Source organism: Phycisphaerae bacterium, from assembly GCA_019636475.1.
GTDB lineage: Bacteria > Planctomycetota > Phycisphaerae > UBA1845 > UTPLA1 > JADJRI01.
On the sequence record JAHBXN010000003.1, the window covers coordinates 71,122 to 96,618 of the forward strand.

The 25,497-nt window shown below is 59.2% G+C and carries 15 protein-coding genes; 2 read left to right on the forward strand and 13 right to left on the reverse strand.

All coding sequences use genetic code 11. The annotated features are described in order from the left end of the window. Nucleotides 1–52: 52 nt before the first annotated feature. The 8 genes from KF841_05920 to KF841_05955 all read right to left on the reverse strand — a co-directional run bounded on the left by KF841_05920 (nt 53) and on the right by KF841_05955 (nt 9,746). On the reverse strand, nt 53–1,417 hold the full coding sequence (locus KF841_05920; protein MBX3394885.1) for a phenylacetate--CoA ligase family protein: 1,365 nt from the start codon (nt 1,415–1,417) through the stop codon (nt 53–55). Beyond that, on the reverse strand, nt 1,414–2,634 hold the full coding sequence (locus KF841_05925; GenBank protein MBX3394886.1) for a glycosyltransferase: 1,221 nt from the start codon (nt 2,632–2,634) through the stop codon (nt 1,414–1,416). Before KF841_05925 ends, KF841_05920 begins: the two co-directional genes overlap by 4 nt. Nucleotides 2,635–2,714: 80 nt before the next feature. Continuing rightward, nucleotides 2,715–3,542 (reverse strand): WecB/TagA/CpsF family glycosyltransferase, encoded by an 828-nt coding sequence (locus KF841_05930; GenBank protein MBX3394887.1) that lies wholly within the window; start codon nt 3,540–3,542, stop codon nt 2,715–2,717. Beyond that, nucleotides 3,499–4,659 (reverse strand): hypothetical protein, encoded by a 1,161-nt coding sequence (locus KF841_05935; GenBank protein MBX3394888.1) that lies wholly within the window; start codon nt 4,657–4,659, stop codon nt 3,499–3,501. Before KF841_05935 ends, KF841_05930 begins: the two co-directional genes overlap by 44 nt. A 231-nt stretch (nt 4,660–4,890) precedes the next feature. Beyond that, on the reverse strand, nt 4,891–5,778 hold the full coding sequence (locus KF841_05940; protein MBX3394889.1) for a pyruvate synthase subunit beta: 888 nt from the start codon (nt 5,776–5,778) through the stop codon (nt 4,891–4,893). After that, nucleotides 5,775–6,947 carry a pyruvate ferredoxin oxidoreductase gene (gene porA, locus KF841_05945; protein MBX3394890.1) on the reverse strand — a complete coding sequence of 391 codons (1,173 nt, stop codon included), beginning with the start codon at nt 6,945–6,947 and terminating at the stop codon, nt 5,775–5,777. Before porA ends, KF841_05940 begins: the two co-directional genes overlap by 4 nt. Before the next feature lie 16 nt (nt 6,948–6,963). Next, nucleotides 6,964–9,183: a 2-oxoacid:acceptor oxidoreductase family protein gene (locus tag KF841_05950; protein ID MBX3394891.1), complete on the reverse strand. Its 2,220-nt coding sequence runs from the start codon at nt 9,181–9,183 to the stop codon at nt 6,964–6,966. Nucleotides 9,184–9,530: 347 nt separating this feature from the next. Next, nucleotides 9,531–9,746: a transposase gene (locus KF841_05955; protein ID MBX3394892.1), complete on the reverse strand. Its 216-nt coding sequence runs from the start codon at nt 9,744–9,746 to the stop codon at nt 9,531–9,533. 50 nt (nt 9,747–9,796) lie between these two features. Here KF841_05955 and KF841_05960 point away from each other — a divergent pair, with 50 nt between their 5' ends. After that, entirely contained in the window at nt 9,797–9,991 is a 195-nt protein-coding gene (locus KF841_05960; GenBank protein ID MBX3394893.1) for a hypothetical protein, read from the forward strand. A gap of 142 nt (nt 9,992–10,133) precedes the next feature. On the opposite strand, the gene KF841_05965 is transcribed toward KF841_05960, so the two are convergent. Then, nucleotides 10,134–13,175 carry a VWA domain-containing protein gene (locus tag KF841_05965; GenBank protein MBX3394894.1) on the reverse strand — a complete coding sequence of 1,014 codons (3,042 nt, stop codon included), beginning with the start codon at nt 13,173–13,175 and terminating at the stop codon, nt 10,134–10,136. A gap of 134 nt (nt 13,176–13,309) precedes the next feature. Here KF841_05965 and KF841_05970 point away from each other — a divergent pair, with 134 nt between their 5' ends. Next, nucleotides 13,310–14,701 carry a hypothetical protein gene (locus KF841_05970; protein ID MBX3394895.1) on the forward strand — a complete coding sequence of 464 codons (1,392 nt, stop codon included), beginning with the start codon at nt 13,310–13,312 and terminating at the stop codon, nt 14,699–14,701. A 107-nt stretch (nt 14,702–14,808) separates the two neighbouring features. Here the strand turns inward: KF841_05970 and KF841_05975 are convergent, their stop codons facing one another. The 4 genes from KF841_05975 to KF841_05990 all read right to left on the reverse strand — a co-directional run bounded on the left by KF841_05975 (nt 14,809) and on the right by KF841_05990 (nt 25,360). Continuing rightward, nucleotides 14,809–16,350, reverse strand: a complete 1,542-nt coding sequence (locus KF841_05975; protein ID MBX3394896.1) for a DUF4139 domain-containing protein — start codon at nt 16,348–16,350, stop codon at nt 14,809–14,811. A 269-nt stretch (nt 16,351–16,619) separates the two neighbouring features. After that, nucleotides 16,620–18,542 (reverse strand): hypothetical protein, encoded by a 1,923-nt coding sequence (locus KF841_05980; GenBank protein MBX3394897.1) that lies wholly within the window; start codon nt 18,540–18,542, stop codon nt 16,620–16,622. A gap of 48 nt (nt 18,543–18,590) precedes the next feature. Then, complete coding sequence (locus KF841_05985) at nt 18,591–18,809, reverse strand: hypothetical protein (protein ID MBX3394898.1); 219 nt, start codon at nt 18,807–18,809, stop codon at nt 18,591–18,593. 326 nt (nt 18,810–19,135) lie between these two features. Beyond that, on the reverse strand, nt 19,136–25,360 hold the full coding sequence (locus tag KF841_05990; GenBank protein ID MBX3394899.1) for a thrombospondin type 3 repeat-containing protein: 6,225 nt from the start codon (nt 25,358–25,360) through the stop codon (nt 19,136–19,138). Nucleotides 25,361–25,497: the final 137 nt, after the last annotated feature.

Genomic DNA, 25,497 nt, shown 5'->3' on the forward strand with positions numbered 1-25,497 from the left:
TTCACGCACCGCGTTATCGATCCGAAGCGCCAATGCTCGGCCTAACATTTCGTTATTGATTCAGGAGGACATCGGAAATTGTGAACAAGTGTTTACCACTCTTTCGTGGGGGAATGTGATCGACCAGATGCAGGGTTGTCTCGAACTGATTCGGATAGTCCTGGTCGATTTGTTTCCGTATGCGTTCCAACTGCTCTCGTTGTTCAGAAGTTGTAGGTCCGTCGAGAGCGACGTAGATATCGATGTGGCGTACGTCGGTCTGATGAAACTGAAAAGACCGCACGCTTGGATCGCCGTGGAAGAATCGCGAGAAGTATCCGCCGTTGATCAGTCGCCCGTCGGTGGTGACGAAGTTGTTGGCGATTCGCCCCCGGCATCCGCTCATGAGCGGCAGCGCCCGACCGCATATGCATTCTCCGTCGATCGGCGCGGCCTCGTCTCCGCTTCGGTAGCGGAAGAGCGGCATAGCCTCGTTGTCGAGCGGCGTCACGATGACGGCATTCATATCCTCTTCGGCATCATCAATCGGCAAGAACTCGACCACGTTCAGATCAGCAAAAATATGATGACAGCCGGCCGTGCACTGCATGGAGATGGAGTTCACTTCGCGGCTGCCGTACCGATCAAAAACCGGCGCTCCGTACGTCTCTTCGAGGATCGCACGATCGGCGTCGAAAAGACGCTCGGCCGTGGTGCTCACAGCCCGGACGCTGTTCCAGTCCAGTTTGAGCTCGCGAGCGATCCGGGCGATTGCGACCATTGGCGTTGTATAGCCGAAAACATGTACCGGACGGCGAGCGGCCGCCTCGCGTAGCAGGCCGCGAACGAACGAAGGGTCGATCTGGAGGCCGTCGATCAGGAAGCCTCGCTCCATTGCAGTTCGAACCGTACGCAGCAGCCGTCTTTGGCCGCGAATGTAAGCGCCGTTCGCCTGAATGCAGAGGTAGGGCTCGCCGGGCTGCAATCCCATCCATGCTCGCGATCGATATTCGTTCGCCGCGTGAATCGTGCGATAGTACCGACTCTGATAGAGATTGACTTGTTTCCCCGTGGAACCGCCCGACGACTCAAGGACCACGTGAGAGTCGGGCAGATGCGACGATCGCATCGCACGCCAGTTCGCTCGAACCTCGTCCTTGGTAAGAATCGGTAATTTTGCAAGCTCCGCGTGCGGATTGGAACCGTCTGGATTCACTCCATGACGGACGAACTTCGTTTGCCAGTAGCCGTTGTGATCGCGGCATATCCGGAATAGGCGAGCCAATTGTTTCGCCTGGTGTGTCCTGATCTCCTCGCGCGACCATGCATCGCGCGCCAACAGCGCATCGATCAGTTCGAATCGTCGATCGCGCATCATGCGATAGGCGAGCGGCATCAGAACCTTTGCGTGGAGGCGCGTTCGCAGATCAGCCATCATGCGTCGCCTCCGGTCGTGCCTGCAAGCCGGGGTGTGTTTCGTGACGGACATTTGTCTGGGAGCACGCTCAGGTAAACGGCCGCGGTCCGGCGAGCCAGTGTCGACACGGAGTACTCCCTCTCCGCACGTTGGCGGGCAGATGCGCCAAGTCGGGCGCGCAAATCGGCGTCATCAACGAGTCGTTTCAGCCGATCGGCGAGTGTGATCGAGTCCCGTGGCGGAACGATGAAGCCATTTACGCCGTCCTGGACGATTCGGCGATTGTCACATACGTCGCTCGCGACGACCGGTAGTCCCGATGCCATCGCCTCAAGTACGGCGTTGGGAGTGCCTTCAAAGAGCGTGCTGAGGGCTTTGACGTCCATCGCATGATAGAGATCGGCCACGTCCGATCGCGCGCCGAGAAACGACACCTGATCCGTGAGGCCGAGGCGATCGACTTGGGCGCGACATTGTCCGTGAATGAATTCAGGGCCGGCTCCATCCGCACCGCCAACCAGAATCAGTCGGACGGGTCGCGGTCCGCGCGCCAGGCCGGCGAACGCGTTGATCAGAGTCGCATGATCCTTGTTGCCGCGAAAGTGGGCGAACATGCCGATGGCTACTGTTTCCGGCCCGACTCCCAGCGCCGCACGAATATCTTCCCGTCTGCCGGGAAAGAATCGGTTCACGTCAATGCCATTGGGCACGACGCAAAGCTTGTTGGCACCGACACCCTGTTCATCACGCTCGAATGCCATTCCGGCCCATGAGTTCGCGATCATCACGTCAAAACATGGTTCGGTGACACGCGAAACCCATCGCTTGAAGCGGCCGCGTCCATGATGCGGGCAGCGGTTTGAACAGACTACGGCCGGTACCCGAGCGAGGCGACCAGACAATCGGCCCACGATTTCTGCATCAAACATGAATGAGTGCACCACGTCGGCCTTAAGCTTCCGCAGGAGCCGCGCGATCTTGAACACAAGTGGCAAGTCGAACCTTCGCTGCTTGGGAACGACGACGAGGCGTGACGCCGCGTCACGCAGATCAGACGCGAGCGGGTTCTCGGTCGAGAGCGAGACGACATGCACGTGGTATTGCGACGAGTCCAGCGCGTTGGCCAGTTCGACAACCTGCCGCTCTGCGCCGCCGCGTTCGAGGCTGCTGGTCAACAGTACGACACGGACCGTACTGTTGGCGATGTCGTCTTGTAACCTGTCGTTTCTTCGCTGCATCTTGACGCTCTATTTTTCTCGCGGTCGTCCGTCACGCCGTGGATCGCTCGGGTTCTCAACTCCGATGAAGACCGGGCGACCTAATGATGACGAACGCGCAGAGGCCGGATGGCTGCCTTTGCAGGTGCATCAATGCCGAAGAGGACGCGCCGACTTCGTTGCAACGCTTCTTGCATAACTTTTGCGGCGAAGACGGTATTCGTATCGAGATACCGGCTCAGCAACCTTCGTGGTTCCTGTGCCGCGCGGAAGGCCCATTCGAGTCCCATGCGCTGGATGACCTTCGGGGCGCGCCGCACTTTGCCTGCTAACACGTCAAACGCGCCGCCGACGCCGTGGTAAACCGGCACGTCCATCCTGTGTGCCCACTTTGCGATGAATCTTTCCTTTCGCGGCGACGACATGGCGACGAAAAGGATGTCCGGTTTTACATCTCGGATATTCTCCGCCACTTGCGCTTCGTCAGTGGCCGGGTAATAGCCATGCCGTGAACCGACGATTCGCGCGCCGGGGTAGTCTTGGGCAACGCGCTCACGAGCGACCGCCAGCACGTTTTCCTCCGCCCCTAGCAGGTAAACCGCATGGCCGTTGCGATCGCAGCGTTCAAGCATACAGCGCATCAGGTCGATTCCCGCGACGCGTTCCGGCAATGGCGAGCGAAAAAGCCGGCAGGCCCACACGATCGACATGCCGTCGGCAAGAATCAGGTCGGCTCCGAGAACGGCGCGGCGCAGGGCCGGGTCGCGATCCATGTTCACCATCTTGGCCGCGTTCACGACACTGATAAGCAGGCGCGTTCGCCGCTTGATCGCATCATCGACCGCATTGAGTACTTGCTGCGTCGTCACTGCGTCGATTCGCACATCAAACAAATGACGCGTCAGCCAGGTTGTCGTTGTGTGATTCATGGAATTCTCCCAGACATCGCGATGAGAATTCCTCCACTCGTTCCGTCGGCCACGCGTGCAAAATCCAGCCCATGTGATAGGGCCGGCTTTCATGGTCAATTCGAACGGGTCGGAAGAATCGATCCAAGCCGGGCGCCCTCCACCCGCAATGAACCGCGCTGAATGCTGCATTAAGGCCGCGTGAGAGCTTGTTCGGCTCGCGTCGAGCCACTTTTCGCCAGATCACGTCGCTCTGCCGGTCGATCAGGGCGCCGTCGATCTCCGGCGCGTGGGCCAGCCATTCAAGCCCTCGACGAATTGCGTCTTGGTACCCAATTCCAAAGGCTTTCTCGGCAGCGAACAGCGCCATCGGAGCCATTGCATCCTGATGCACGGCATAAACGGGATACTCCTCGATGACGCCGCCGGTACGTGCGTCGAAGTGCCACCACCATTGCCCGTTCTCGCCCTGCGTATTGCACATCTGGTCGGCGCATCGCCGGGCCGCCGCAAGCGAAGTCATGTCGCCGGCGCGCAGGCCGTATTCGCACAGCGCGATCGTCGGATAGACCAGATCGGCGAAGCAGGCGACATGCGAACGCAGGCGCGATTTTCCGGATTTCGGAGACTGATGCGAAAACACACCGCTTCGGGGATTGAAGCAATCGAGCAGGCCCCGCGCCAGGAACTGAGCCAGAGTCGGATCCGACATACCGTCTGGCCCGATCGACAGCGCCGTTAACGCCCAGGCTCGCTCAACGGTGGGATGTCGATCGGAGATTGGCTCAAGCTGGCGTAGATACCGTAGAGCCGTCGTGAGATGCCCGTGTTTCAGCTTCGCGGCGGCCCATGCCACCGCCGCGACATCACCGAAATTGTCAGTAGACCGTGACAATTCGATCATGCGCGAGCACGCGTCGTCGATGGATTCGCCGCGGAGGATATCTCGTGAGATCGCGGAATCCTCGCCGCATAGTCCCGTCAGCGCCATGGCCGTATAACGGAGGCTTATGCCTTCGAGACGGTCGCGGCCGTCGACCCGGCGCAGGCGGAATGCGAAGACACCGTCCTCCGCACGATACATGCGATGAAGACTGCGTAACGCAACGTCGCGCAGGTCGAGCAGGGCGGTTTTCATACCTCATCTTATGCCGATGCATCGGAATTCAAGGTCCGAAAGTAATAAGGTACTTCAACAACGTCCGCAGTGCGTGGTTTCTGGCACTCCGATCGCTGTCGAACGACCAATACACAACATGAAGCGTTTCAGGATGCGGTCCGAATCCACCACAGGCCATTCCGCCCGGTGCGGCTGAAACGAAGCGGATAGGGCCTCGATATGACCGAGAATATATCCTTCGGCGCGCTATCATTTCGCAGGGAACACCCTCGCGAGCATATCCAATTGCTGCCAGTCATCCGCGATTGACGCTTTGAGGCGGTCCATATCGATTTCGGTCGAGGCGTATCGGCGTTGTCGCGACGTGTACGCATCGAGTGGGGTGCCGTCGGGCCGCACATTGATCCGATAGCGACGTCCGTCGAAAATCTCAATGAGCGGGAACAGCCCGCATCGCACTGCCAGATCGATCAGGTCAACACTCTCTTCCGGTTCCGATTTCCAACCTGTTGGGCAGGGCGACAACATCAGTAGAAATCGAAAGCCTCGTATTGAAAGTGCGGTGCGAACCTTTCGAAGAAAGTCATCGCGATGCGCGACACTCAAGGTGGCTGCGTAGGGAATGCGATGCGCTGCCATGATCGCCAAGATATCCTTCTTGCGCTCCGCCTTGCCGCGCGGTGTCGTTGAGGTGCGTACGCCTTCCGGAGTCGCGGAACTTCGCTGCCCGCCCGTGTTTCCGTAAATCTCGTTGTCGTAGCAGATGTAGATGATATTTTCGTTTCGTTCAGCGGCGGCTGACAGAGTTGCGATGCCGATGTCATACGTCCCGCCATCGCCTGCCCAGCATACGACCGGATGTGGGTCCCGATTCAGCTCGTAGACGATTGAAAGTCCGGTGGCGACTGCCGGCGCGCTGGCGAATGTCGTCGCAGCGACAGGCACTGCATAGCCCGATGTCGGAAACGCCCCAGCCGTCACAATGCCACAACAGGCCGGTATAGCGAGGGTCGGTCGTGTCGCGCCGAGTCCCTGCTCAAGTAACTGCAAGCCCACGGACATTCCGCAGCCGGCGCAGTTTGTATTGCCGGCTCTGAGAATGTGATCGCACGCGGTGACTGTGGTCATGTGAGTCATGCCATCACCTCCTCCCAGATCGGGTCGACCGCCACGGTTCGCGAGGCGAGATCGTCAATCACCCGATTGATGACAGCAGGTGTCACATCTCCGCCACCCAGTCCGACGATGTAATTCTGTATGAGCGCTCCGGTGAACGTCTGCAACGATGCCGCAATTTCCTGTCCGAAGATTCCGCCCGAACCGGGAGAGTGATTTCGATCGAGAACCGCGATTCTGCGCCTGCCCCGCAGTAACCGTCGAAATGCCTCGCGAGGAAACGGGCGAAACAGCTTCGTACTGATCAGCCCGATGCGCTCCCCGTGTTCGCGTCGGGCGTGAATGACGTTGCGTGCCGTTCTCGCCATGGTGCCGGACGCGATAATCACGGTCTCGGCATCCTCGACAAACTCAGGGGAAATCACGCCTTTCGGACGCCGCTCGAAAACGTGTTCGAATTCGTCGAGTGTGTCGGGCAATACATCGAGTACCCGGACCATCGCTTCCTGAATTTCGTGCCGCATGTGCTCCGTTTCGCGCGGCCAGGCCAGTCCGCCGATGGTCGCGGGATGCTCGTGCCGCAACCGGTGAGGCACCCGGCAAATCGGGAGATAGCGATCGACCTGATTCTGCTCCGGCAGATTGGCCACCATCTGCGTGTGCGAAAGTATGAATCCGTCCATGCACACCATCGCCGGCAGAAGCACTCGCGGGTCCTCGGCCAACCGAAAAGCGACGAGGATCGTATCGACGAGGTCCTGATGAGACTCAACATACAGCTGAATCCAGGGTGCGTCCCGCAGTGCGAGGCTGTCACCCTGGTCCGTCCAGATGTTCCACGGCGGACCCAGCGTTCGATTGACTGCGACCATGACAATCGGCAGCCGGAAGTAACCTGCCGCGAAGACGTTTTCCGTCATATACGCCAGCCCGTTCGCGGAGCTTGCGGTGAACGCGCGGGCGCCGGCAAGCGAGGCGCCAATGCAAACCGCCATGGCGCTGTGTTCGGACTCCACCGGAACGATTTGACCCTTCTCGAACTCGAATGCCCGGAGAAATTCGATGATCTCGGTCTGGGGCGTGATCGGATAGGCCCCACCGCAGCAGCCACGGGCTTTACGATTGGCCTGGCCAGCCATCGCCAGCGCGTAACCGGCAGCCGCGTTTCCGGTAAGCAGCTCTCTCGCCATGTAGACTCTCCTGAACTCAGAGGTCGGTCATGTGGATCACACCGCGCGGACATTGCGACGCGCACACGCCGCAGCCTTTGCAATAGTCGTAATTAAAGTTGTAGCAGCCGTCTCGACCCTGAACGAGGATTCCCTCAGGGCAGTACTCGATGCATCGACCGCAATCCGTGCAGGTGCCACAGCTAAAGCACCTGGATGCCTCAGCCAGGGCAGGGCTTCGTCCCAGGTCGTCGACGTAACCAAGCCGCACTTCGTCGAAGGTGCGGCGTCGATCGTCCGGCGGCAACTCGACTGCAAGTTCCGCCGGGGAATGGCTGAACATGTGGGAACGAACCATGCCCGATGTGGCAATTGGTCGACCGAGCTCAGGCAGCAGGTCTTCGCCCGTCAACGATCGATGTATTCGCATGGCCGCTCGTCGGCCGCTGCCGATGGCGTGAGCGACCGTGCCGTCCTGGGTTGCGAAATCGCCTCCCAGAATGATCGGTGAGCCGTTGTGGCCGCCGAGCGTTCGGTTCTCTTCGATCGTCGCGCCCGCCGGCAGTATGGAAAGGTCCGCCGCCTGTCCCAGCGCGAGAATAACGACGTCGCAACCGATTTCGAACGTACTGCCTTCAGAGGTGTCGATCAGCGGTCGACGGCGACCGGACTCGTCCGGCTCGCCCAGTCGCATGCGGCTGCAAGTGAGTACGTGCCCAGAATGGTCGGGGCGCAGGCTGGTCGGCAGCACCAGTTCAGAAATCTCAATCCGCTCCGCGAGTGCTTCTTCAATCTCCTCGCGAATTGCCGGCATCTCCTTTCTCGTCCGGCGGTAGAGCACCCGAATGCTTCGGGCGCTGAGCCGCAAAGCAGTGCGCGCCGCGTCGATCGCGGTGTTGCCTCCGCCCACGACGACCACACGCTGGTCCTTGCAGGAGATGCGGCCGCGACGCGCCCGATCCAGAAACTCAATTCCTTCAATGACGGAGCTGCTCACCGCGGTGCCCAGGTCCAGTGAACGAAATTTCTGAAGCCCGACGGCGACAAATACGGCCGCAAATTGACGCGAAATTTCGTCAAGCCGGTCGCGAGTGACCGTGATGCCTGTCACGGCCGTGACACCATGGTCGAGGATGTGGCCGATCTCGCGATCAAGAACCTCTCGGGGCAATCGATAGATCGGAATACCGGTCCGCAGTAGTCCGCCGAGTTGAACACCGGCTTCATAAACAGTCACCGGATAGCCGAGTCGCGCCAGGTGATAGGCGCAACTGAGCCCCGCCGGACCGGAGCCGATCACCGCAATCGGCTGACTGCGCCAGGGCGACGTTCCCTCGGGCAGTTCGCCGTGATCCGCCGCATATCGCTCAAGCTCGCGCACATGCACCGGTTCGTCGAACTCATTTCGATTGCAGGCGTCAATGCAAGGAGCCGGGCAGACGCGTCCGCATACGCCGGGCAGCGGCGAGGTTCTCAGCAACGTTCGCAGCGCCTCGTCCGGATCGCTGCGAACCACGGCCGCGATGAAGGCCGAAATGTCATTGCCAGCCGGGCACGCATGGGCGCAAGGCGCGACAAGACCCTGGCGCTCGGGGCGGCGAGTCGCCCAGTTCCCGGTTCGCAGCTTCGGCGCTGCGCCAACCTGAGGATCAAGCAGACCGATCGGACGACCAGGTATGACTGCGGCCGTAGCGCATCTTGCTTCGCCAGGGAGCCGTGTCCGCTCGATTCTCTCATAAGTCTGGCGCGCGGCACGGACGTTGACATCGTCGAATCGAAGGTGGCGGATCGCGGCGTCGACGTCCTCCCAGGTTAATTCAAGAACCCGGCACACCGCGCCGAGCAGTGCAGTGTTCACAATCGGGACGGTGCGTGTGCCCAGGTTGTTCTCCACAGCGATCGATGTGGCATCGACGACCGCGACATTCCGGCCGGGAAACAGCTCGGCAAATATGACTGCCGGCTGCGGCGTGTTCAACACGATCCAGCCCTGCGGCTTGTGACCGATGAGGATTTGCGGACCGATCAGGGTGCGATCGAGGACGATGACATGATCCGGATTCTGGACCTGATTATGAATGGTGATCTCGTCGTCGTCGATTCGAACATAGGCTTGGAGGGGGGCGCCGGAACGCTCCGCGGCATAGACGCCGAACGCCTGGGCATGTAAGCCTTTCAGGAAGTGAGCCGTCGCGATCAGCTTTGCCAATGTCACGCCACCCTGTCCGCCTCGGCCGTGTATCGTAATCTCGATCATGATGAGCTCCGGAAGAGGCTCAGCGATCTGATTGCACCGACCGTCCGCTTGCTGCGCAGAGGGCTTGCGTGCTGCCCATCACCTGGCAAGTGGCATTCCACAATGGCGGATTCGGTCGCACCGGTGACGCGTTCGCCGGGGAATTCCGTCGCGTTTGACGAAATAATCCGCCGAAAGTGGAGATCGGCATGGGGAAGACGCCGAGTCGGAAAGCGCCAATTCGAGGCTTATTAAGGAAGATTCCTCAGCGGCGTGCGCATCGTTCAGATTGAATCGGCAGCGAATCGCTCCGCCCTGACCTGCCGGCGCGAGGCGGCTCACGCGGCCGTCGATGCTAACTCATTCATTCACTTCGCGGCATCGGCCGCCGTGCGCTTGCCATGACCGCGAAAGGCATCGGCGCCGCTCTCCGCCAGCTCTTTCTTCCAGCGATACAGCGCGTTCGGGGCAATCCCCAGATCGCCCGCCACGCGAATCACCGTCATCCCCGGCTGCCGGCAACGCTCGACGGCCTGGGCCTTGAAATCCCTCGTGTACTTTCGACGGGCTTTCTCTCGACTCATCGGACACCTCCCGCGAAAATCATTCTCGCGTTTCTGGGTGTCCACTAACAGTGGGGAAGCTCAAACTGAATCCCGACGAATATCTCAACCATGACGTGAAGGCCAATGCCATCGGCCGTCAACGACCCGTCGATCAGGAAGAACTCATCCTGAATGTCACCGCCTATCTGCAAGATACCAAACGACAACCTACACTCGTCCGACGGTACTTCCTTGCAAAGGAGGTGCAGTATGCAGCCAGTTGAGGATGTTCAACGTTTAGTGACCGGGGTAATAACAACGTGTCCCACTAATATGGGGAATACCATGCCACTCTGTCTGGCACACCGCACTCTCGCCAGACCAACAGCGATTCGGTCCATGGAGCGAACAAAGTCGCGCGCTGACTCAGGACTGACGCTTGCGCTTGATCGATAACAGACGCGCCGTCGTACTCTGTCCCGGTTCATTTCCCTGTGACGCGGCCTTCTCAGAAGACTTCGGCGCATCGGAGGCCGGCGCCACACTGCCGGCCTTCAGATCAATCGGCGGGACGGTCGGCGCCTTGAATCGCTTCGGCAACTCACGTGGAACGGTAATCGGTGGCCCGGCAGACTCAGCGGATTGCGAGGTGCGAGAGGGGATCCGTGGTGTCAGGTTCACGGCATTCGATGGGATATGCTCATCTTCTGGAATGCGATCAGTCCGTGCCCGACCCCGTGCATCACGCAAGGCCGACATCGTCAGTTGCTGTGCCTCGGCCGCGATGACGCGTGTTCGTCCGAAGCGCGCCGCGAACCACTCGGCAACCGCCTCTCTGCGAATGGCGATACGCCGTACCGCCACATCGAAAATGAGGAGGGCAATGGTGGCGATGAAGAGCTCTCGCTCGATCGGTCGCGGCGTGCGAAACTCTGTGAATGCCGACACGTCGAAGGTCTTCTTCGGATCGTCTGTTGAGAGAACGCGGCCCCCGGTCGTTTCGGCCACACTTCGCAGCAAACCGGTGTTGGACCGCACCTCGGCGAACTCGGGCGAGTAAGCGACCGTCACGCCCGCGCGCACAAGACTCGATAGCTCGCGACCTTGCTGAAAGACGTTCACAATGTAGCTGCCGGCTGCGGAGGTTTCGAACTCCGCCTCGTAACGGCCCGGTCCGACCGGCTTGAGCAGCACCGGCGTGACCTTGAAATTTGGATCGACGACCTGCGCCGTGAGCGCGGCCGGCATGGAATCCATTTCATTACGCTCTTCCAGTTCCACAGAGATGGCCGCTTTGCGACCCTCTACGCGTGTCCAGACCATGGCATCCTGGCGACCGAAGGAACGAGATGCCCAGCGAACGATCTGCGACCAGAACTGGCTGAAGGCGGGCCACTTGATCCATTCGCTTCCCCACTTCGGCCACATGCCACTGGTGAAGGCGAGCGTGCGGCCCAGTCCAACCTGCCAATGCGCGAGGATCGGATCCTCACCCTGATCTGTGCGGCTGGTCAGCAAAACGCTTGCCGAGGGCTTTGGAATCGTGACGACATAGCCGTCGAGCGGCGGCAGCCCTTCACTGACCATCGCTTTGAGGTAAAGATCATCGAGGCTCGGGCGGACCGTCGGAACGAAGCGCTTCTCCTGAAGGCTGGAGCGCCCGGCGATGATGGTTTCTCTTGCGAAAATGCGCGGCAGCGGATTGCCGTCGACGGCGCGATAGGAACGCCCGTTTGCGGTCTTAGCAATGCCGCTCAGAAGCGCGAAGTCGCAGTCCGCCCCGATCGCGATCGTCGAGATCGTGATGTTCTTCGTAATGGCGTCAGCCGCAGCGCCGTCAAAATCGCCGGGCAACGATTGACCATCCGTCAGCAAGATGATGTGCTTCAGGCTGACCGGCGAATTCGCGAGGGCATTGATGGCCGCGCACATGGCGGGATACATGCTGGTTCCTCCGCCAATCCCGATCGTCTGGATGTGATTAAGTATGGCCTGCTTGTTATTGCACAACCGCAGGGGGACCGCCCAGTCATACATGGTGTCAAACGCGATGACGCCAATTCGATCCGATGAAGACAGAAGCTTGGCCGACGCCGCGGCCGCCTGCTTCGCGAGGACGAGTTTGGTCCCGGCCATCGAGCCGGAACGATCGATGACCAGGATCAGGCCAAGATTAAGCGTGACGAGCTTCCGACGATTCGTCTCCACCGGCAAGACATCCTCGAGCGCGGTATTGAAATAGCCGCCGACACTGAACGACTGATCGCCGCCAAGAACAATCAGACCGCCACCAAGATCCCGAGCGTAGGAAGCGAGCGCTTCGGGGCCGTCGTCACCGATATCGACCGCCGACACATTTGATAGAATGACGGCCGCATAGGGAAACAGGGTTGCTGAATTGAGTCGGGTGTGCTTTGCGTCAGTCACATCGGCTTCAATCGCCTGCGCCGCAAGCGCCTCGGCGATAACCTGCATCGATCGGAATTCAGTTCCTTTCTCATCTGAATCGTCGTTGCCGATGATCAGGACTCGGTCTTTCCCGCCTACGCGTGTAAATGCTTCGCCGCGGTTATTCTGCGCGATCACATCACTGGCGAGATCGTCCGGCTCGATAACTGCGCTGAATCGGTGGATGCCTTCGCTGGAAATCTTGACGGGCAGCGTCATTCGATTGACGCCCGGCTGAAGTGTCACAGGGAATCCCGGCTTGCCGGTGTCGTCATTCAGTTCCTGATCGCCGTGACGGATGCGAACTCGCCCGCTCACGAACTGTCTGGCGCGAAACACCAGCCCGAGCGAGATTGTCTCGTTGATCCGCGCCGAGGCCGGGGCATCAAGCCGTTCCAGAACCACTTCGTTTGTGTGTTCATACTCAAGCGGAACGATGTCGACAGGCAGTTTCAGGGCAGCCAGCGTTTGGGCTTCGTGTTCAGCCGAGCCGATGGTTTCGTTGCCGTCTGATAAGACGACAATTCGCGCGGACTGATCCCCCGGCACCAGTGCCGCGGCCATGCGCATCGCAGCGGCGATATCGGTTTCATTCGGATCGATCCCGGGACTGATGCCGTCGATTCTGACGCCGTCAGTCGGGAGTTGTTCAATCGAAGTTCGGCCGTCAAACGCGAGCACCGCCATCCGGTCCTTTCCCGGTCGCATTGCAGCGGCGGATTCTTTGACAAACTGGAATGCCATCGCCTGCTGATCGTTCGGGATGCTCTTCGACTTGTCCAGCATGAACAGCACTACACGATCATCGACAACCTTGACGCGCTGAGCGCCGCAGAGAATCAAGATCAACAAGGTCACCAGCAGCGAACGCGCGACAACAGCGGCGAACCGACGGCCTCTTCCCAGGCCGGCCAAGGATCGCCGGCTCATCAAGACGACGGTCGGAACCAGAGCGGCCAGAAGAAGAAGGTAGGCCGGATAAATCAAGGCCAGCGGGATAAATTTCTGAATGAAGCCCATCAAATAGGATTATTGCATGGTTTGCCCGATGGTCCAAGCGCTCCGGCTGAGTGGGCGGACCGAAATGTTTCGTGCCTGAGATGGCCTCGGCAGGTAATATATGGAAACAAATCATCACGATCGAGGCCGATCATATGAGCCGAAAAAACTCGACAACGTGCCGATTGCTCGCCTTGGCATTCGGATTACCGTGCTTCGCGCCAATGGCGATCGCGCAGGAAGCACCGCAGATCGTGCGTATTTCGCCAAAGCCCGGCTCAACCGATGTCGATCCGGCCATTCGCGAGTTACGCGTCGAGTTTGATCGCGATATGCAGATCGGGTCGCATTCAGTCTGCGGCGGCGGTGACTCGTTCCCAAAGTTGCGGGGCGATCCGGTTTGGGAGGATGCACGGAATTTTGTCCTCAGGGTCAAGCTCGAACCCGAGCACGAATATGTGATGAACCTGAACTGTCCTTCATCGAAGGGCTTTCGCAGCTCTCAGGGCGTGCCGCTCGAAATGACGCCATGGCAATTCACCACCAGGGCCGCTTCGGACACGAAGAAGCTTTCGCAGAAGGAGCTGAATGAGAAGAGCCTCGACGAATTGCTCAAGGCATTGAGGGACAGATATTCCTACTACGACCGAAAACAGATCGATTGGGATCGGCTTGTCGAGAGTCATCGAAAGAAGATTCTCGCGTCGAAGAGTACGAAAGTCTGGATCAAACGGGTTGCCGGGATGCTGTCTGTCTGCGAGGACCCACACCTGTGGATTCAATATCGAGATAAGACGACCGCAACCTACCAACTCAACTTCATGCCGAACTTCAATCTCAAGGGCGTTGAAGCAGAGATCGGCGCCTTGACTCGTAGAAATCGTTTCGCCCTGACGGCTGATCTGGGGGGAGGTATCGCCTACTTGCTGATTCTCAGTTGGTCGGGCGGCGATTACCTCGCTCAAGGCGACCTGCAAATGGTTCTGGCGGAGCTTCGCCCGTCGAAGGGACTGATCTTGGACGTTCGACCAAACGGCGGCGGCGACGAGTCCTTCGCCAGAAACGTCGCGTCATGGTTCGTCGAGGGCGAGCATACGTACTCAAAATGCTGTTATCGCGACGTCTCTGCGAAGGGCGGATTCGGACCGATGATCGATCGTAAGATCGTGGGAAACCCCGAAGACCGGCGAATAAAATGCCCGGTCATCATTCTGATGGGGCCGAACAACATGAGCAGTTGCGAATCGTTTCTACTGATGATGAAGCAGGCAAAGGGCGTAACGCTTGTCGGCGGCAAGTCATCGGGTAGCAGCGGTAACCCCAAGGCCCTGACCCTGGAAAACGACGTCACGATGTTCATCCCGTCATGGAAAGACTTCATGGCCGACGGTGGAGTTCTGGAGGGCGTCGGGATCAAGCCGGATATAGTGGTAAGAGTGAAACCGAATGAGATCGAAAAGGGCGACCCCATCATCCGCCGGGCGATCGATCTCCTGAAGCGGAAGCCGCCCGACAACGACTCGCCTCGTCGGCGGGCAGCGGAATGAGTCATCTCAATTGAAATCACACATGCGCCCCGGCGACAGAGACAGTTTTCCTGCCTCCGTCGCCGGCCGTCCCGGCCACTCGCAGCGTTGGACGCCACGGTCCGGAATCACCATTTGTACTGCACGGTGTAAGTTACGATTTTCTCGCCGTCCGGCGGAACGTTGACATCGAAATGGATTGTTCGTGAGTCGATTTTCTCAAATTCATCGCTGTGCTTGGTGATTTCCCACGAAGTCCATCGATACAGATTCTCCTTAACAAGGACCCGCTGAGCGACGTCTTTGCGATTGCGAAGAGAGATCTTGATCGACTCCGTCATCATCTTGCGCCCGGAGTCCATTTTGAAATCGGTCGGGATCCGTTCGCCGACAACATCGAATGCCTGTCCCAGCTTGATGAGCACTTTCTCATTTCGCGGCGTGTGATCGATCAGATCTTCACCGACGAACTCCAGAGTTCCGTCAGCATCATCCTGCTTGTACACGCGGAATTTGCCTTTGGGCAGTGGCCGCCCAAGGTTGTTATCCTCTCCATTCTTGAATCGTACATAGACATCCAGCTTCTTGTTGCATTGAGTTCCCAGATTCCGATCATTCATCGGATCGGCGAAAATCCAATGCTGTGCATCCGGAAGCCCGTAGTAAACAAGCAGCTTTTCGACGGTCACCCCGCTGGCAGTCGGAAAGAGCGAAATCTGCTGGACCGTGTTCGAAAGGACATCGGTGCGTCGTGGCAGGGTGTATAAGTGATATTCGAAAAAGCTCTTCTCTTCGAAGCCCATGTCTGCGTCGGCCCTTTTCATCTCAACTGAGTTGCGAGCGAGTGAGGGCGCGGGATATCGCGTCGGCTGCACGCGATGAACGTCGCCGGCAATCAGCTTCAATTGTGCATTCTTGAATCCGGCGCCGGAAAGATTCATCAATGAAACCCATGCGGCAATATCAGCCTGCGTATCGCTGTTATTCAGCACCATCGTGTAGTCCGCACGCCAGGTCATGCCCGCTGTCTGGTAGGTCGTGCGGATGGAGTGCTCGCCTTCCTTCGCCGCTCGGACCTTCCAGAGCAGCGTCGGGCGAGTGCGCAATCCCGCAGGTAGTTCCCCGAGCATGACCGACTGGCCCATGCCGTTGATAATTCGAACTCCGGCGTCGGTCTTGAGAACAAGGCTTCCTTGCACCGAGGAGAGTAGGATACCCTCGATCGTCTCGGTTTTATCTCCCGATTGGACTACGATCGAAATCTTCTGATCGATGTACTTATCCAACAGCTTTTCGGAATTGACGAGATCGAACTGAAAGTTCTGTTCGAATATGCTGGTGCCCGCCGGATCGGTGAGATCAACGAAGCTCACTGTGGTGGGATCGATGAACTGAGCAACGTCAACGAACGGCAGGTCGTTCAGCCCGGCCGAGAGCGTCACGCGCCGGATTTCTTTAACGACGGCAAATCCTGGAACCTGCCACGCGAAATTGGGGTTATAGCCCGTGCGTTGCTGGGCAATGAACTGCTGCGGATCGAAGCCGGCCGGATCAGCCGATGAATATACGGTCACCGCCGGTCCGTCAGCATCTTCCGCTGAAACGACGGCCGCAGCCGTCACGAGGGATGCGAAAATAACTAACAAAGTGCGTCGGGCATGGCAAATCATGATTGGAGTCCTTTCATTGGGTGGACGGTTCCGCTGTGGATTGGGATCATCGCGCAATCATACTCTTGGCGAAATAACAGTCGCATTGTTTCTTCCTGCGAAAAATCGGCTGCCAATGTGGGTCCGGAAGGGGGGCCTCCTCCGTAAACCGCTTTCGGGCGGCCCAGACGAAAAGTCCGCCATCATTTGATGATTTGGACGCCGGAACATGCCGATCGGTTCCGAACCTGCCCGAATATTTGCGACGAAATGCGACCGCCCCAGCCGATTCACTTTGCGACAATGACAGGTATGTTCAGTGTGCCGTCTTTGCGATCGAGCACAATCGTGCGGGCAAGTTTCTCCCAGCCGGCCGCACAGGCAATATCGCTTCGCACCCGAGAAGCCGTTTTCGCGACAATCTGCGTCATGGCGTGCTTGGCGGACTCATTGACATCCGCGAGACTGAAGGAACCGACATCGCACCGGGTCCCGACATAGGACAACCCGTTCTGACGGCCAACGTCATTCAAGCTGAGATACCACGATCGGAGAGTCGGGTCGAGCGCCCAAGGTGAATTCTTCGCGAATGCCGCCCCGGTCGGAATGTATACCATCCATCCTTCAGGCCCTTTGATTCGATCCAACAGGACATTTTCCGCGCGACTCCAATCGACGCCGCGTGGGAACCCATCGAGCGCGACAATCGCATGCAGGTTTTCGCTGCCGGTCAGCGTCGAGACGGCCTCACTCAGCAGGGACGTCATTCCTTCTGTGCTGCCGTCAGCGGAATACCAGCGCGCCGATTCAAACTGAGTATCCGCAACGATGGTCGGCGAGGTGGTCCGTATCACGAACGCGTGCAGCTTGCCCATGGTTGGGCCTGTCGCGCCGGTCTGGAAAATCTCAATATAGATATGAATATCTCGCGGCCGTGCCTGCCCGCCGAATCCGATCAGCCGCTTGACCGCGTCCGCCGTGATGACTGCGTCACTGCTCTCCGAATTGCCGATCAGCGTTAATTCGGCGTTCTTGGCACGCTGCATTGCTAGAAAGGCCGCGTTGTCGTCGCCGCTCGCCAGCGCTCGAAGGAATTCGGCTTCGAGCACGGCCCGGCGTCGCCTGCCACGAGATCGAAAGTCGAAGCTGAGTGGAAGCTGGCCCGGTGATTCCAAGGAATCAGGAGTTCCAACACGGAGTCGGACAAGCCAGTCAGCAACTGCCGGCCAGCGATCCCTGGAGTTCTGCACGTTGGTGGCGAATGCGGCATACACCGCGTCGACCTTCGACCATGCCGAATCCGCCGCATTCACCGCCGAAAGCCGATCTTCCACGGACTCGCACGAGGCCGCCTGAAGGATTCTTGCGAGGGCTTCCCACCGCCACAAATTCGCGTTGCCTAATGTGTCCGCCTTGATTTCCCAATAAGCGGGTTTCTCAAGATCGCCGCTCGGATGCAGGTCGCGCCCGTCCAGTCCCATTGCCCGCGCAAAAAGTACCGTGGTCATCTCGCTCGCCATGCCGGTAACTTCGTCGCCGAAGCCGCCGCGCAGCCCGGGCTGGTTCAGAATGAGCGAAGCGCGCGTGAGGAGCGTGCGAATCGGGGGCAGTTCGCCGGCCTTTCCTGCCAACTCACCCGCCAGATCGCGGGCGATTGCGTCGGGCGCGTCAGACCGGATGCCGAGCAGTGATTCAGGTATTCCTCGGGCATGCAGCGTCGACTTTTCGGCGGGCGTGAGTTCGGCAATGCGATCCGGTTCATCCAGCAGCGACTTGAACCGCGCGATGAGTTCATCCGGAACGATGATATCAACGATCGGCTGAATCGTATCAATCAGTGCCTTCAAGGATTGCTCAATCTCAGCCGGGATCGATTGAGCGTTGAACTCTCGCCATCTTCGCATGCGCATGCGGGCTTCGTTCGCAAGATCGAAAGCCAGATTCTTGTCCGAATCCCTGTAGGTCTCCGCTCGCCGGCTGAGAAAGCGGATCTGTTCGTCCGCTCGAGGCAACAACCTGCACAGATCGGCGGCCGCCGCCACAAACTGTTTCTTTTCTTCGACGGATGACCCGACCGAGCGCGTGGCAAGGGCGGCATCAAGCGCCTCGACCAGGTTAGAGTCGGAATTCGTCTGCGCGCGCGCGACCGCGTTGAGCAGGCAAACGCATGTCAACATCGCCGCGATCTGTCCTCGATGTACCCGATTTATCATGCGGCATTCAATCGAGCAGCCCGGAGGCTTTTTTCGTCACCGGGCCGTTCAGATAAGTAAGAGTGACTCCGCCCTCGCCTCCGGACGGCTAAGGACGACCGCCGACACGCGGCTGATCGACCGAACGCGTGCCGCCACGGGTATCGTTGGAAGCAGGACGTTGTCCACGGGCACGGCGCTCTTCGGCCTGGGCATCCAGTTCGGCTGATGCTCGATCGGCATCTCCGCCCGTGATCGTATCACCATCGCGTACTTCGGCGCTGCCATTCTGACCGCTCTGAGTCTCAGAGGTCGACTGATTCGACGATTGACATCCCGTCGCATGGGCGAGGGCAATGGCGACCACCACGGCGAAAACCGTCGATCTCAATGTACGGTAGCGGATCATATTCTCTTAGTCCTTTCGATGGGGGGAGCGGCCGTTGGTGGATTATAACAGGCTCGCCAACATGTGTCGCTTCACCTCTATCGCCTGAAATAATGCCATCAGCAATGAAAGAAGCCGGCGTACGCGCTGCACGCCGGCTTCAGTACCGATTCAGGTCCGGCTCGGCCAAAGACATCGTTCCGAACCGTTTGTCACGCGTGTGGCGTCAAGGCTTTCGCAATCGTCGCTTCTCTCGATTTCGGCGTGAGATCCGAGCCATGCCGAACAGACCCAGCAGCGCGCCAGCTGTGGCCTGAGCCATGCCGAATCCGCAGATGTTCGGGAATTGCAGTGCGGTCACGGGCAACTGACGCACCGGATCAAGGAAATTCGGAATGCCGTCGTTGTCGAGGTCGGCATCGCAGGCGTCGCCTAACCCATCGCCGTCAAAATCCTCCTGCGTCGCATTCGACTGCCGGGGACAGTTGTCGCTGGGGATCAACTGGCCATTGCTATCGATGTTATCAAGAACGCCGTCGCCACCCAGCTTTTCTGAAACGCGATAGGTGCCGAATCGATTTGAGCCGCTCTGATCAACCTCGCCCAAACCGAGCGAGCCGACATCAAATCCATCATCCAGACTTCCGGTGTTGCTGAAATCCACGCCATAGGCCTGTTCGAGAGTCGCCTCGTTGTAACGGGTGAAGTCAGGGAACCCGTCGCCGTTGACGTCCGGCGCCTCGAGGAATCCGTCGCCGTCCTGATCGAAATTGAGCAGGCGAGCCTGGAAGATGGCATGGGTCCACGGCGCGTTCGCCGCAAGCTCCCTGGTGCGAATCAGTTGCTGGCGAATTGCTTCGAGATCGTTCAGATCGAAGTCTCCATCGCCATCCTGATCGAATCCGAACCGGGCCGGGTGAATGTTCGGCGCGGGATCTTCGTGATCGAGTAGGCCGTCCCCATCCGTATCAACGCGCGTCGGATCTGTGCGAATGCCGAACGACACCTTTGTCTTCGTGCTGATGCAGCCCACGCCGGTGTCATTTCGGCCACACTCCGTACCCGCGGCGAAGGGTCGTCCGGCGCGGGCGATGAGCGGCTGCAGACCGATCGCGGGCACGCTACCGGCATTCGCCCGCTCCTCTGCGGTGATATTGTTCTCGTCAGCAAAGCCTTCAGCATTGCGGGCCCATGTATTCACTTCATCCCAGTCGCTGATGTCGTCGCCGTCCGTGTCCCAGTTGTTCGGATCGGTAAATACCTTGCAGGTGAACGATTTGTTGAAGCGACCGCTCGTTCCGTTGGCCGGATATCGTGAGATGGTCCAGCCGTTCGGCGCTGATTCCTCCCGGTCACTCAGTCCGTCCCCATCTGAATCCCAGTTGTTCGGATCGGTGAAGGGAATCAGATAAACATCCAGCACACCGTCACAATCCAGATCAATCGCGATCGAGTCTTGCAGCAACTCATCCGGGTCGAGCCGGCCGTTGCCGTTGAGGTCGCGTCGACCGAGGACTTCCTCGCCGTCCAGGAGGCCGTCACCGTCCGTATCAGGATTACGCGGATCGGTGCCAAGTGCCCGCTCTTCGGCGTCGGTCAATCCATCGCCGTCGGAATCGGGTGTCGTGTCGAGCGTCTCGGTCCGTTCGCGACCGATCGGGGCGCCGGCCTGCGCGGGCAGCGACTGAGCGTTAAACACCTGATTCGCCGGGATGTCGAAACCATCACGCTCTTGTTTCTCGGTGAGCCCGTCATTGTCGACGTCCGCGTTGTCTCCTCGATTTCGCAGCGACACGACGTTGTTCGAATTCGCTTCAACGCCGGCGATGTTCCCTTCGAGGATGTCGCCGTTGGGCTTCGCGCCCGTGATGTCATCGTCTATACGAATCTTGATGAAGATGTCGCCCGGCAGCGCCGGCGGCGTGGCAAGGGCGTTGACATCAGCAAGAGTAATCGTCAATGCCGACAGGTTCAACTCGTGCCCCAATCCCGTCACCTGAGAACCAATCGCCGGCAAAATGAAATCGGTACCGGAAATCAATTGTCGAACCCGGCGATCTTCCACCGGGTCGATGTCCCCGGCCTTCGCGGAAATCCATACGCCGATACGGAAGTTCGTGCCAGGAGGAACCGGGTTATTCGCAATGAAGTAACGCACACCGATATTGTCGATCGGCTTGCCCAGCGCGAAGCCCTTGAAAGCTGTCAGATCGGGCACCGTGATGCCGAGATCGACGATGTAACGAGCCGCATCGGCCGCCGTATTGCTGACTCGATTGGATGACGCCGGCGCTTCAATGACCGTGTCATCGGGGTCGATTTCAACCAGCAGTTGGAGCAGCCGTTTGGGTTGAACAATCTTACCGGTGTTCAGGACCAGTTCAGCAAGATCGCCGGACTCCAGCGTCACATGATTACCCGGCGCAAATGGGTCGAGGTTGGCCGGATCCGGCTGCAACTCGACTCGGTTGATGCCCACAAGCAACAGGTGATCGATGATTCCGTCTCCACCCGGATCAATAAGTCCGTCGCCGTTGGCATCGTCGTTCGCGAGACGGTCCAAACCGACCTGAAGCGCGAAATCCGCGACTTTGCCCGGTGCGTCGATTCGATAAGAGGCTTTGACGCGCACGCCGTCAGATGCCGTGACAATTACCCCGGTCACAGACAGGTCAACCCGTACGCCGGCCGACAACCGCTGGTTATTCAATCCGTTCAGATCGGGCTGGGCCGGCGGCAGGACGAGCACTGCGAAAAGTTGATCGCCGTCATCGACCCGCTGATTATTCGGAAGTGCATCCAGAAGCGGGCGAATATTTCGCACGACTTCGTGCGTCGGCGGTAGATTCGAGAGGCTGAAATCAAGGTCAGCGCTGGTGATTGTCAAGAGATTGACATCCGGCGAGCCGTCAAACTTGCGCAGCCGCAGTTCGATTCGGGTGTCCACATGCGCGGAGACCGGGCTGTTGATCGAATAGGCAATGCGAGCGTTCGTCACATCGCCAATCAATTCAACGGAGACCGCGTCGATCGACAGATCGGTCGTTTGCGAGTTGGTTGCAGTGCCCTCATTGTTGCCTTCGTCGTCTTCAGTGATCGTGCCGCCCGCATCGATCCGGGCGAAAATGCGTTGATCCGAGGCAGGAACGGCGCCGCCGTAGTTGCGAGTCACCTGATGAGGCCCCGGCGTCACCAATCCAGGAACATTACCCATGTCGCCCAGGATTTCGATGAGCGTATCACCGGGGATATCGAGCACGTTATTCTGCGGGCCATCGTCCAGATAGAACCGAATCAGATACGGAGCGACGTTCGCCGGAGCCAGAACATTGTAACTGAGCGTCGCATCCTGCGTGGGTGGATCATACGCCAGACCGACGACCTGCAAATCAACCGTGATCCCCGCCGAGGCGGCCGTGTCATCGAGGGGATTGGAATTCTCCTGCCCCGGAGGAATGATCATGACTGCCACGACCGTGTCGCCATTGGCGATGCCCAATCCGTTGAGGCCGACGACCGCCGGAGCGATACCATCCACACGAATATCTCGAACCACAAGGCGGTTGATGCCGTTTCCTGCGTTATTGAAGGACAAATCCAGGTCGGCATTGGTAAACGTCGTCAGCAGCACGTCGTTGCCGACGCCGTTACTGGCACGGTCCAGCCACAGTTCAATCGTCGTGGCAGGATTGGCCGCCACCGGGCTGTCGATCGAATATCGAACCTGCGCAAAAGTCTGGACGCCGGCGACCTGAAGAAACACGGAATTCACCGCCAGATTGGTTCCGGCGTTGTTGGTTGCCGTCGCGATGTTATCCGTCACGGTGCCGATGTCGGCAGGCGAGCTGATATCGGCGAATTCCCGGCTTTCCGGAACTGTATTGGCCTGATCGATGACGGCCCAGATGCGCTGACCCGACGCCAGCGGCGCGCCCGAAAAGTCCACGGTCATGAAATAAGGCCCGCCCTGCGCGGTAACAGGCGCAGGCGGCGCTGTCGGCAGCGCGAGGAGCGTGTCCGAACCCGCTTCAAAGTCGTCATCGCCATCGTCAAGGTAGAACTGAATCGCGTACGCGGGAACAGGCGTCGGCGCGATGACCGTGTACGAGAGTGTGGCCGCCTGCAAGGTGGCATCATAGGCCAGTGCGTTGGCGATCAGGTTCGTCGGATCGCCGTTGACACCCGTCGCGATGTTATTCGTCTCATTCGACTCATTCACGGCCAAGCCCACATCCACCTGCGCGAAAATCGATTGATCCGAGGCCGGGATATTGGGACCCGAATAGACCTGTGTGGCCGTATAGATGCCGGGAACGGTATTACCCGGCTGCGCCGGGCCGACTGTCGAGTCCGCACCCGCATCGAATGTGCCGTTCTGCGGCGAGTCATCAAGGAAGAAACGGATGTTGTATGCCGGAACATTGGCGGGCGCGCTCAAGACGTACGATAGCGTCGCCACATTCAGGTTGGAATTGTAGTTCAGGCTCACCACGGAGATGTCGACGTTCAAATCGGCGCTGCTCGCGGCATTATCTCCCGCCGGCTCAGCCACGGTGTCTGTCGTGTCCAGTCGAACAATCACGCGATCGCCGTTGCCGACCGTCGCGGCATTAAGAGCGGCTCGGATATTCCGCGTGATCTGGTAGGTCCCCGGAGACAGGCCGATGTCCGGATTGCCCGCGGGAATCGTCGCAAGCACCACATCCGGCACGCCATCTGGAACAGGCCCGCGGTCCAGTCCGATCTCGATCGCAAACGCATTCACCGTGGCCGATCCCTGAACGGAATAGTTGAACGTCGCGTTCGTCGCCGAGCCGGCCACGTCCACGCTCACCGTTCCCATGGCGAGGTTGGTCGCCTGGGAGATGTCGAAGAAAGCTGAATTTGCATTGGGCAGTCCGCCGCTGCTGGCGACCAGGCGATAGCCCGTGCACACGGTATTGATCGACAGCGCGTTGAAGGTCGCGAGACCCAAAACGGCGTTCGTCGCGCCGCCGCCGCTGAGGCTGCCGCTGCATGGATTCGGATTCAGGGCAAGTGCCACGGCAACGGCAGCATTCGTGCGATTGCCGAATGCGTCAATGACCTCAACCGAAACAGGCGGCGCGATTGTCGCGTTCACTTCCGTGTTGCTCGGCTGCTGCACGAACTGAAGATTCGCGTTGGCGCCGGGATCGATCGTAAACGAACTACTCAAGATAGGCGCGCCCGCACCCGCTGCCTGCAGACGGTACCCGGAAGAAGCGACGGTAATTCGCAGATCATCCGCGGCCGCCCAGGATGCCACGCCCGAGGCGTTGGTATTCTTCACCAGCGTGCTGCCGACTTGCAGCAGCGCGCCCGTCGGATTGCTTCCGAGGCTCAAAGTGACCGGAACGCCGGCAACCGTGTTGTTGAACTGGTCGCGCACGGTCACCGAGGCGAGGATGTCCGCGCCCGCGCCAATATTGGCGGCCGGCTGCACTGAAAACTCGAGACTCGTCGGTACGGCCGCGATGATATTGAACGGCACGCTGTCCACTTGATTGCTGCTCAGGAACGCCGGGCCGGTTTGCCGCGTCGCGCGCAGGGTATACCCATTGCCGACTGCGTTGATCCGTATGTTCTCCGTTATGGTCCAACTTGCCACGCCGTTGAACGAAACGACGTTGCGATCGCCATCGAGTGTCCCGCCGCCCGGGTTGTTCTGAATGGACATTCGGATCGTGCGGTCGCTGGTTGTCACCGTATTTTCGCCAAAGTCGACGATGGCCACCTGTGGAAAAAGCGAAGAACCTGCCGCCGTATCCACGGGCTGCGTCAAAAAATTAAGATGGTGCGCGGCGCCGACAGACACGTTTGCCGCGGCAAACGCGCCGTTGTTGATCGTTCCACCCACCGCGAGCGTATTGATCCGAAGCAGCGTGGTCGCGCCTGCCACGGCCCCGGTCTGACTGATGATTCGAACGCGAATGCCGGTCACCGTGAATGTGTCAACGCCGGCCGTGCCGCCGGAGCTCAGATTAAACGTGAGTGTCTCATTCGCGGCCCCTGTCGGATTCACCGACGCGGCAACGCCGGCCGCGAGACCGTTGATTCCATAAGCGGGGCAGGACATCTGAACGGCCGAAGTCGAGTCAAACTGAAATCCCGGCGCGATGGTGATGGTGATGTCACTGCCTGCGCCGACCGTGTATTGTTCCGGACCGTCCTGGATCTGAAGATTGCCGACAACCGCGCTGACGCCGCCGGCGCCGGCGCCGGTCGCCAGGGCTCGATTGGTATCGACATTTAGATTGGTCACCGCGGGAGGTGTCACCGAGTCGGCTCGACCAACAACCGGAAACAACAGGGCGGCCAATGCAATGATCAAAATCGCCACATGGAGTCGGCATCGCAAATCGGATTGAGATGAAAGTTCCGCCGTTTTCGTAAACGGTGTACTGCGATCGCTCGTCGTCAACTTCGTCATTTGAGATACCCTCTTAAGCCAATGCCGCTCATGTTGCGCCGAATTCTGAATTAGCCATCGTTGGAATGAGTCGCACGCTCGGAAAACCATGTTCAGCAGGCGCCGAGCGCGAACACCCAATGCTCAGAGTACTGGCC